Annotated in this window: 8 protein-coding genes and 1 pseudogene; 8 read left to right on the top strand and 1 reads right to left on the bottom strand. The window is 69.4% G+C overall.

Annotated elements, in window-relative coordinates; translation table 11 throughout:
• The first annotated feature begins 260 nt into the window (after positions 1-260).
• From ACFYY6_RS31780 to ACFYY6_RS31745, 8 genes are all read left to right on the top strand, one after another.
• Complete coding sequence (locus ACFYY6_RS31780) at positions 261-671, top strand: 6-pyruvoyl tetrahydropterin synthase family protein (protein ID WP_389196847.1); 411 nt, start codon at positions 261-263, stop codon at positions 669-671.
• On the top strand, positions 668-1,414 hold the full coding sequence (locus tag ACFYY6_RS31775) for a 7-carboxy-7-deazaguanine synthase QueE (protein ID WP_389196845.1): 747 nt from the start codon (positions 668-670) through the stop codon (positions 1,412-1,414). Before ACFYY6_RS31780 ends, ACFYY6_RS31775 begins: the two co-directional genes overlap by 4 nt.
• Positions 1,415-1,465: 51 nt before the next feature.
• Positions 1,466-2,095: a GTP cyclohydrolase I gene (gene folE / locus ACFYY6_RS31770; RefSeq protein WP_389196843.1), complete on the top strand. Its 630-nt coding sequence runs from the start codon at positions 1,466-1,468 to the stop codon at positions 2,093-2,095.
• Between the two features lie 38 nt (positions 2,096-2,133).
• Positions 2,134-3,987: a 3-keto-5-aminohexanoate cleavage protein gene (locus ACFYY6_RS31765; protein ID WP_389196842.1), complete on the top strand. Its 1,854-nt coding sequence runs from the start codon at positions 2,134-2,136 to the stop codon at positions 3,985-3,987.
• Between the two features lie 105 nt (positions 3,988-4,092).
• Positions 4,093-5,064: a quinone oxidoreductase gene (locus tag ACFYY6_RS31760; protein ID WP_351522530.1), complete on the top strand. Its 972-nt coding sequence runs from the start codon at positions 4,093-4,095 to the stop codon at positions 5,062-5,064.
• A gap of 36 nt (positions 5,065-5,100) precedes the next feature.
• On the top strand, positions 5,101-6,018 hold the full coding sequence (locus ACFYY6_RS31755; RefSeq protein ID WP_351522532.1) for a TauD/TfdA family dioxygenase: 918 nt from the start codon (positions 5,101-5,103) through the stop codon (positions 6,016-6,018).
• A 30-nt stretch (positions 6,019-6,048) separates the two neighbouring features.
• Positions 6,049-7,380: an MFS transporter gene (locus tag ACFYY6_RS31750; RefSeq protein WP_351630571.1), complete on the top strand. Its 1,332-nt coding sequence runs from the start codon at positions 6,049-6,051 to the stop codon at positions 7,378-7,380.
• Positions 7,377-7,961 carry an RBBP9/YdeN family alpha/beta hydrolase gene (locus ACFYY6_RS31745; protein WP_386609100.1) on the top strand — a complete coding sequence of 195 codons (585 nt, stop codon included), beginning with the start codon at positions 7,377-7,379 and terminating at the stop codon, positions 7,959-7,961. Before ACFYY6_RS31750 ends, ACFYY6_RS31745 begins: the two co-directional genes overlap by 4 nt.
• 117 nt (positions 7,962-8,078) lie before the next feature.
• Here the strand turns inward: ACFYY6_RS31745 and ACFYY6_RS31740 are convergent.
• A pseudogene (locus ACFYY6_RS31740) lies at positions 8,079-8,318 on the bottom strand (hypothetical protein); the annotation flags it as partial.
• Positions 8,319-8,374: the final 56 nt, after the last annotated feature.

Here is an 8,374-nt window from a genome sequence, read left to right as displayed (position 1 = left end):
GACGACAACACCAGGCCCGCATCAGTCACTACAAACGGCGCGGACACAGCCCATGACCTGGCCATCAGTCACGGCAAGCACCGTTGCAGTACTAGTTCTTGGCGCCTGTGTTGGGTGTACTCGTCGGGTGACGGTGACCGGTCTCGCCGCGGCACAACGTGCGAGCGAACGGTCCACCGGTGCTCGGGCCCGATGGCCGACTCCTAAGTGAATCCCCCGGCGGTCAGAGCCGCCTCGTTCTCAACTCACGAAGGAAGATCATGGATCTCAGTTCCGTTCCGCTGCTGCCCGGGGCCTTTACCATCGGCAAGAGGTTCGGCTTCGAGGCCGGCCACCGGCTTGCCGGACTCCCGTCCGAGCACAAGTGTGCCCGCCAGCACGGGCACAGCTACGAGGTCGAGGTCATCCTGACCGCTCCCGCCCTGGAGGAGCCCGGCTTCGTTACGGACTTCGGCGCACTCGCCCCGTTCAAGGAGTTCCTGGACACCGAGCTGGACCACCGCAACCTGCACGAGATCCTCTCCTTCGAGCCGACCTCGGAGCGCCTGGCCCAGTTCCTGGCCGGCTGGTTCATCCAGAACCTCCAGCCGAAGATCCACGGCCGCCTGATCGCCGTCCTCGTCCGCGAGACGACGAGCAGCTGGGCCCGCTTCGATGTGGAGGCGCAGTGACCACCTCTGAGCCGGTCAACATCGACCTGGCGGCAAGTGACGCCGCGTTCCGGTTGATCGTCGCGGAGTGTTTCGGCGTCGAGGTGCCGACCTTCCAGGGCGAGGGCCCGAGTTGCGGGCACCCCGCCCTGTTCATCCGCCTGTCCCGGTGCAACCTGAGCTGCACGAAGTGCGACACGAAGTACACCTGGGACTGGGACCAGTTCGACCCGCGCAAGGAGTCGACGCAGCGGACGGTGGCCGACCTGGTGGCCTGGGCCACGTCCTCGCCGGTGGAGCTGATCGTGATCACCGGCGGGGAACCGCTGGTCCAGCAGACTCGCCTGGTTCCCCTCGTCCAACAGCTACTGGCTGCCGGGAAGCGGGTGGAGTTCGAGACGAACGGCACCCTCGCGCCGCTGCCTGAGCTGGTGGTCGCCGGTGTCCATTTCAATGTCTCGACCAAGATCGCCAGCTTCGGCATGGACGAGGCCAAGAGCGTGGTGCCCGCCGCGCTGGAGGCGTTCGTGGCGTCCGGGCGGGCGGCGTTCAAGTTCGTCGCCTCCTCGGTGGCGGACCTCGACCGCATCGCCGAGCTGGCCGACGCCCACCGGCTGGCACCGGTGTGGGTGATGCCCGAGGGCACCGCCGCGGACGCGATCACGGCGACGACCCGGGTCCTCGCGGACGCGGTCGCTGCCCGCCGCTGGCACTTCACCACCCGGCTGCACGTGCTCGCCTTCGCGGACGCGCGAGGCCGCTGACCTCCCGCCCTGCACCCTCCGATCCCCAGCCCCTGGAAGCGAGAGAAGCCCATGACGAGCCCCGTCGCCAACTCCGAGCCGGACCTGAGCGCCATCCCCGTGACCGTCCGGTCCACCGCGGCCATCGACACCGACCGGGTCGCAGGCCTGATCGCCCAGCTCTTGCTCGAGCTGGGTGAAGACCCCGCCCGCGAAGGCCTGATCGGCACCCCGGACCGCGTCGCGGCCTGGTGGAGCGCCTTCCTATCCTCGGACGACACCGCAATGACCACCTGCTTCGCCGAGTCCCAGCTGAGCGATCAGCTGGTCATCGTGGGCGGCATGAGTGTGTGGTCGCTCTGTGAGCACCACATGCTGCCCATGAACCTCCAGGTCACCGCCGGATACGTACCCGAGGGCGAGGTGGTGGGCCTGTCGAAGTTCGGGCGCATCGCGGCGCACTTCGCGGGGCGTCTCCAGGTCCAGGAGCGCCTCACCGAGCAATTCGCCGAGTACCTCACCGGCGTGATCGGACGTAAGGACGTCGCCGTCGCCGTACGCGGGGTGCACCTGTGCATGAGCATGCGCGGCGTGCGGATGGAGGCCGCCCGCACCACCACGCTGCACACCGGAGGCCGGTTCGCCACGGACCCGGTGCTCAACCAGCAGTTCCTCGCCGCGGCCCAGGGGAACGCGGCCTGAACGCGGCCCGGCAAGCAGACCAGGAAGGAGGTGAGCTGATGTCCACATCATCGGCCGCGGAAGGCGACCAGGCGCGCGCCGAAGCGCCGCTCGGCCCTACGGCAGGCTCCGTGCTGCCCGCGATCGCCGGGCAGGTTCAGGCCCGGGCCCACGTCTGCGCTGTGCGCTCGGGGGACGAGAGGGTGACCTACGGGGAGCTGTGGGAACGGGCGGGTCGTGTGGCCGCCATCGTCTCGGCCGCCGCGCGTGGCGGCGGAGAACTGCGGGTCGCGATCGGCTTGGCGCCGGGCGCCGACTGGGTGGGATGCCTGCTGGGCATCTGGCGGGCCGCGGCGGTGGCAGTGCCGGTCAACCTCGACCACCCGCCGGCTCGGCTGCGCCTGCTGGCCGACAGCGCGGACCTCCTGGTCCACAGCGGCGGGGCGACCCCGAGCTGGTGGCCTCACGACAAGCCGGCCATCACCTTCCCCGCAGCGGGAGCGGTTCACCTGCCCGGACCCCACGCGAAGTACGCCGCGGCCGCTGGCGGCCGGACCGCATGCATCCTGCACACCTCCGGGTCGACGGGCGCACCGAAACCCGTGGTGCTCCCGCACAGCGGATTGGCCCACCGGATCACCGCCTTCGCCGATCTGTACCAGATCACGGCGGAGGACCGGATCGCGCAGCTGGCCGCGGCCTCGGTCGACGTCGTGCTCTGGGAGACTCTGCTGGCCCTGACCATCGGCGGAACCCTGTGCGTTCCCCACGGCCGTCAGCGGGTCCCCGGGATCGGACTGGTCCGGTGGCTCGCTGCGGAACAAGTCTCGGTCGCCACGATGACCCCGACCATGCTCGCGGCCTTACCGGAGGTGACGCTGCCCGAGCTGCGGCTGCTCGTAGTCGGCGGCGAGGCGCTGGCCCCGGCCCGCTTCGGCTACTGGATCGACCGGCACCAGGTCGCCAACGCGTACGGCCCGACCGAGGCGACCATCGCCACCCACGTCGCACCGCACACGGTTCTGCACATCCACGTGCGCGAGCCGAACGGTCACGGATCCAAGCGCATGTCCATGTTCAACGAGCTGATGGCCCGGCTGCGCGAGGCCGTGCCCGACATGGTCCTGCAGATCGGCGGGTCGATCTCGTTCGCCCCCGAGGACGAGGGTGCCGACGCCAAGTGGCTCAGCTACGACACCCGCCACATGCTGGCCGAGATCACCCCCCGTCCGGACCAGGTGACGATCGCGATCAACACCAACCAGATGAACATCGTCGAGCTCTTCGACGACGAGGACATCGAGGGCACCTCGATCGCCAAGCCGACGTATTACAAGGCCTACCGGGACATGGTGGTCGAGGCCGGACCGGAGTTCTACCTCGAGCACCTCGAGCGCCTGCGTGCCAATAACATCCAGCCGCACTTCCAGCTCGCCGACATGGCGCAGTTGGAGACCGTGGAACGGCTGATCCGCAAGGGCATCTACAACGGGCCGCTGGTGCTCAACTACGTCGCCATCGGCGGCGGGTTCGCCGGCCGGCACCCGGCCGACCTGATCGAGTTCATCCGCCGCGTCCCGGACGGCGCCGTGCTCACCATCGAGGCATCCATGCGCGCGGTGGCACCGATGAACGCCATCGGTATCGCACTGGGCACGCACGTGCGCGTAGGCAACGAGGACAACCTGTGGCGCCACAAGGGCGAGCGGATGTCCTCCGTGGAGCAGGTCGAACAGATGGTCCGGATCGCCGACGTGCTCGGCCGGGAGATCGCCACCGGACCGGAGGCGAAGAAGATCTACAAGATCGGCGAGTGGTACTCGGACGCCGACGAGACCCTGGCCCACCTCGGCATGGTGCCCAACCGCCGCCCCGGTCGGCGCGGCCCCATGCTGCGCGACGTCAAGCGCTGACCCGGTCCACGAGCGGCGGTCGCGGGGCGACAAGGCATCCGCCTCAGCCGGCCTCAGGAGGCCCGCAACCGCCCATGTCACACACGAGCAAACGGAGCAACTCTCATGGCACACGCCATTCGCTTCCACGAAACCGGCGGCCCTGACGTCCTGCGGTGGGAGGAGTCCACCGTCGGCGACCCGGGCCCGGGCGAGGTACGGATCCGGCACGTCGCCGTCGGACTCAACTTCGCCGACACCTACTTCCGCACCGGCCTGTACCCGGCCCCGCTGCCCGCAGGCCTCGGCGTCGAGGCTTCCGGTGTGATCGAGGCCGTGGGAGACGGCGTACGTCACGTCGCCGAGGGCGACCGGGTGACCTACACCGGCAGCCCGCTGGGCGCTTACAGCACCGAGCGGGTCATGCCCGCGGACTCGCTGATGAAGCTGCCGGAGGAGATCAGCTGCGAGACCGCCGCCGCGATGACCATGCGAGGACTCACCGCGGCCTACCTGTTGCGCCGAATCCACCCACTGAAGTCCGGCGACACTGTGCTGCTTCACGCAGCGGCCGGCGGCGTCGGCCTGATCTTCTCCCAATGGGCGAAGCTGCTCGGCCTCACCGTGATCGGCACGGTCTCCAGCGAGGAGAAAGCCCGGATCGCCCGGGCCCATGGCTGCGATCACATCATCTACTACCGGCGCCAGAACGTGGCCGAGCGGGTGCGCGAGCTGACCGACGGCAAGGGCGTTCCGGTCGTCTTCGACAGCATCGGAAGGGATACCGTCGCCGAATCCATGGCCTCGCTGCGGCGCCGCGGCCTGTTGGTGTGCTTCGGAACCGCCTCCGGTGTCCCACCGCTCGACGCCATGCAACTGGCCATCCATGGCTCGCTGTTCGTCACCAGGCCCGCGCTGGCCGACTACATCGCCGAACCCGCCGAACGGGATGCCCTGGCGGGCGAACTGTTCGGACACGTCTCGTCCGGCCGCATCACGATCGAGATCAACCAGCGCTACGCCCTCCAGGACGCGGTACAGGCACACCGCGATCTGGAAGCCGGACGGACCACGGGATCTTCCGTCTTCGTCCTCTGAACGTCGTGCCCCGCACGTCAACCCAGGAGTGAGCACATGTCCCAGACCGTCCGCCCGAGGGAACACACGCCCGCGCTGGTGCGCCCGGGTGTCCTTCGCACCTCGATCAGGGTTGAGCCGCTGACCTGCACCATCGGCGCCGAGCTCGTCGGCGTGAACCTCGGCGACGCCGGCCGCGACGACGACCTGTTCGCCGAGATCGAGAATCTGCTCCTGCAGTACAAGGTCCTGTTCCTGCGCGACCAGGACATCACCCGCGCCGAGCACGTCGCCTTCGCCTCCCGCCTCGGCCCGTTGGAGAACCACCCGGTGCTCGGCAGCGATCCGGACCACCCGGGGCTGGTCCGCATCTACAAGGATCTGAACAGCAAACCCGAGCACTACGAAAACGCGCTCCACTGCGACGCGACCTGGCGTGAATGCCCTCCCATGGGAGCGGTGCTGCGCTGCGTGGAGACGCCCGAGGTGGGCGGTGACACGATCTGGGTCAACATGGCCGAGGCCTTCCGCAGGCTGCCCGAGCACATCAAGGCACAGATCGCCGGCCTGCGCGCACGGCACAGCATCGAGGCGACCTTCGGCGCCTGCATGCCAACGGAGCGGCGCCACCAGCTGAAGGCCCGGTTCCCGGACCCGGAACACCCGGTGGTCCGTACCCACCCGGCGACCGCCGAGAAGATCCTCTTCGTCAACGCCTTCACCACGCACTTCGTCAACTACCACACGCCCGAGAACGTCCGCTTCGGCCAGGACTACGCCCCCGGAGCCGGCAACCTGCTGACCTACCTGATCAGCCAGGCGGCCGTCCCCGAGTACCAGGTGCGCTGGCGCTGGCAGAAGAACAGCGTCGCCATCTGGGACAACCGCTCCACACAGCACTACGCCGTCCAGGACTACTGGCCCGCCGTCCGCAAGATGGAGCGTGCCGGAATCGTCGGCGACAGACCCTTCTGATCCCTGAGCAGCGACGGAAAGGTAACGCCCATGGGACTGCACACGACCGGCACGACGGTGCCGGACACGTGTCCCGCCGAACCAGCCGTACCCCGCAGCTACGCCTGGCTGGTGTTCGCCCTGAGTTTCGGGCTCCTGCTGTCCGACTACATGTCGCGTCAGGTCCTCAACGTGGTCTTTCCCCTGCTGAAGGCGCAATGGCTGCTCTCCGACGCCCAGTTGGGGTCGCTCAGCGGCGTCGTGGCCCTGATGGTCGGTGTGCTCGCCTTTCCTCTGTCGCTGCTGGCGGACCGCTGGGGCAGGGTCAAGAGCCTGGTCATCGCCGCACTGGTGTGGAGCCTGGCGACCCTGGGCTGCGCCGTCTCCGCCGGCTACGGCCAGATGTTCCTGGGCCGATTCATCGTGGGCGTCGGAGAGGCGGCCTACGGCAGCGTCGGTATCGCCGTGGTCCTCAGCGTCTTCCCCATCCGTCTGCGGGCCACGCTCGCCGGCGCGTTCATGGCGGGAGGGTCGTTCGGTTCTGTGCTGGCCGTGTCGGCCGGCGGTGTCCTGGCCCAGGCATACGGCTGGCGCTGGGCGTTCGGAGTCATGGGGATCTTCGGCCTGGTCCTGACCGTGCTCTACGGCCTCGTGGTCACCGAGAAGAGGCTCGGGTCGGCCTCCGGCAAGCACGGCAGCATGCCCGGTCGACACGCCTCCATCCGGACCCTGCTCCCGCGGCTGTTCTCCTCGGTCTCCGTCGTCTGCGCCTACATCGGCAGCGGAATGCAGTTGTTCATCGCGATGGCCCTGCTGGCCTGGATGCCCAGCTTCCTCAACCGCTACTACTCCATGACCTCCGCGGAGGCCGGCCTGGTTGCCGGTGTCTTTGCGCTGATCAGCGGCACCGGCATGATCCTGTGCGGGGTCGTCGCGGACCGCCTCAGCCGACGGGCCGGGAGCCGGAAGTGGACCGTCGCGATCGCCTGCAGTCTCGGGTCGCTCGTGCTGCTGATGACCGGATTCCACCTGCCGGCCGGCCCGCTGCAGCTCGTGCTGATCGCCGCCGGGACCCTGGTGGCCGCCGGTACCTCCGGCCCGGCGGCCGCCATGGTGGCGAATCTGACCCCTGCCGCCATCGCGGCGACGGCCATGGCCACGCTCACCCTGGCCAACAGCCTCCTCGGGCTTGCCCCGGGGCCCGCAGTGACAGGCGTACTCGCGGACCATGTCGGTCTGCTCGGCGCCCTGCGGTTGGTCCCGCTCGTCTCGCTCGCGGGCGGCGCGGCTTTCGTCATCGGCAAGTCCTTCTACGAAAGAGATCTGCGCCGCCTGGGGCTGATCCCGGACCTCGCCCTCAAGACCCCGGCGTTGCAGTCATGAGCCTCACCGCATCGCCGACGGTCGTGATCGTCCCCGGACTACGTGATCACGTGCCGGGCCACTGGCAGACCATCCTCGGCGACAAGATCGAAAACACCCGCACGGTTCCTCCGCTGGAGACGGACAGGCTGAGCTGCGACGCTCAGGTCGCGGCCTTGGACGAGGTGCTGTCGAACGTCTCCGGCCCGGTTGTGCTGGTCGCCCACAGCGCCGGGGTGATGAGCACCGTGCACTGGGCGCAACGACACCAGCGTTCGATCAAGGGGGCGCTGTTGGCTGCGCCGCCGGACTTCGACACCCTGCTGCCGGAGGGGTACCCAAGTCCGGAAGCCTTGCGCGAAAACGGCTGGACGCCAACACCGCGAACACCCCTGCCCTTCCCCAGCATCGTCGCGGCCAGCACGAACGACCCCCTGGCCGATGCCGATCGCGTCGCCGGTCTCGCGCGGGCATGGGGGAGCCGCCTCGTGGTCCTCGGCCCCGTCGGACACCTCAACCCTGCCTCCGGCTACGGCGAATGGCCTCGGGCGGAGGAGCTCGTCCGCGAGCTCCTCCGAGCCTCGGGCGGCCTGCCCACCTGACCCGCGGCGGCCTCCGCGCACTCCCTCCTGCCCGTCCCCGGACAGGAGGGAGCCGTTGGCCGGCCGAGCGCGCATCGTCGGACACGTAGGAGCGGGCCGGGCGCCGGACCGCAGCACCCGGTTCGCGTGCATGTGCAGAAACGTGCTCGCCAGCACGGGCAGGGGCCGGGTGAGCCGTCCCGCGCGGGCCTCGGCGCGCAGGCGTTCGACCGAGGGGAGGATGGCATGGGACCGTGCCGCCAGCGCGGACTGTGCAGGCGATGCCGCCGTGCCGGGCTCCAGCAGTGCCCGGATCCCGGCACGCTCGGCACGGTAGCGCACACCGATCCTGCGCCGGGCCTGGCCGTCCAGTGCCAACTCCGCGTTCAGCCGGTCGCGGGGGGGGGGGGGGGGCGGCGGGGGGGGGCGGGGGC

Origin of the sequence: Streptomyces sp. NPDC001750, assembly GCF_042892615.1 — a bacterium.
In the GTDB taxonomy this organism is placed as follows: Bacteria; Actinomycetota; Actinomycetes; order Streptomycetales; family Streptomycetaceae; genus Streptomyces.
The sequence above is the reverse complement of the archived record's forward strand: the minus strand, read 5'-3'. Positions and strand labels throughout refer to the sequence as shown.

Coding starts and splice junctions, on each gene's coding strand:
- ACFYY6_RS31780 (WP_389196847.1), top strand. CDS start 261: ATGGATCTCAGTTCCGTTCCGCTGCTGCCCGGGGCCTTTACCATCGGC.
- folE (WP_389196843.1), top strand. CDS start 1,466: ATGACGAGCCCCGTCGCCAACTCCGAGCCGGACCTGAGCGCCATCCCC.
- ACFYY6_RS31765 (WP_389196842.1), top strand. CDS start 2,134: ATGTCCACATCATCGGCCGCGGAAGGCGACCAGGCGCGCGCCGAAGCG.
- ACFYY6_RS31760 (WP_351522530.1), top strand. CDS start 4,093: ATGGCACACGCCATTCGCTTCCACGAAACCGGCGGCCCTGACGTCCTG.
- ACFYY6_RS31755 (WP_351522532.1), top strand. CDS start 5,101: ATGTCCCAGACCGTCCGCCCGAGGGAACACACGCCCGCGCTGGTGCGC.
- ACFYY6_RS31750 (WP_351630571.1), top strand. CDS start 6,049: ATGGGACTGCACACGACCGGCACGACGGTGCCGGACACGTGTCCCGCC.
- ACFYY6_RS31745 (WP_386609100.1), top strand. CDS start 7,377: ATGAGCCTCACCGCATCGCCGACGGTCGTGATCGTCCCCGGACTACGT.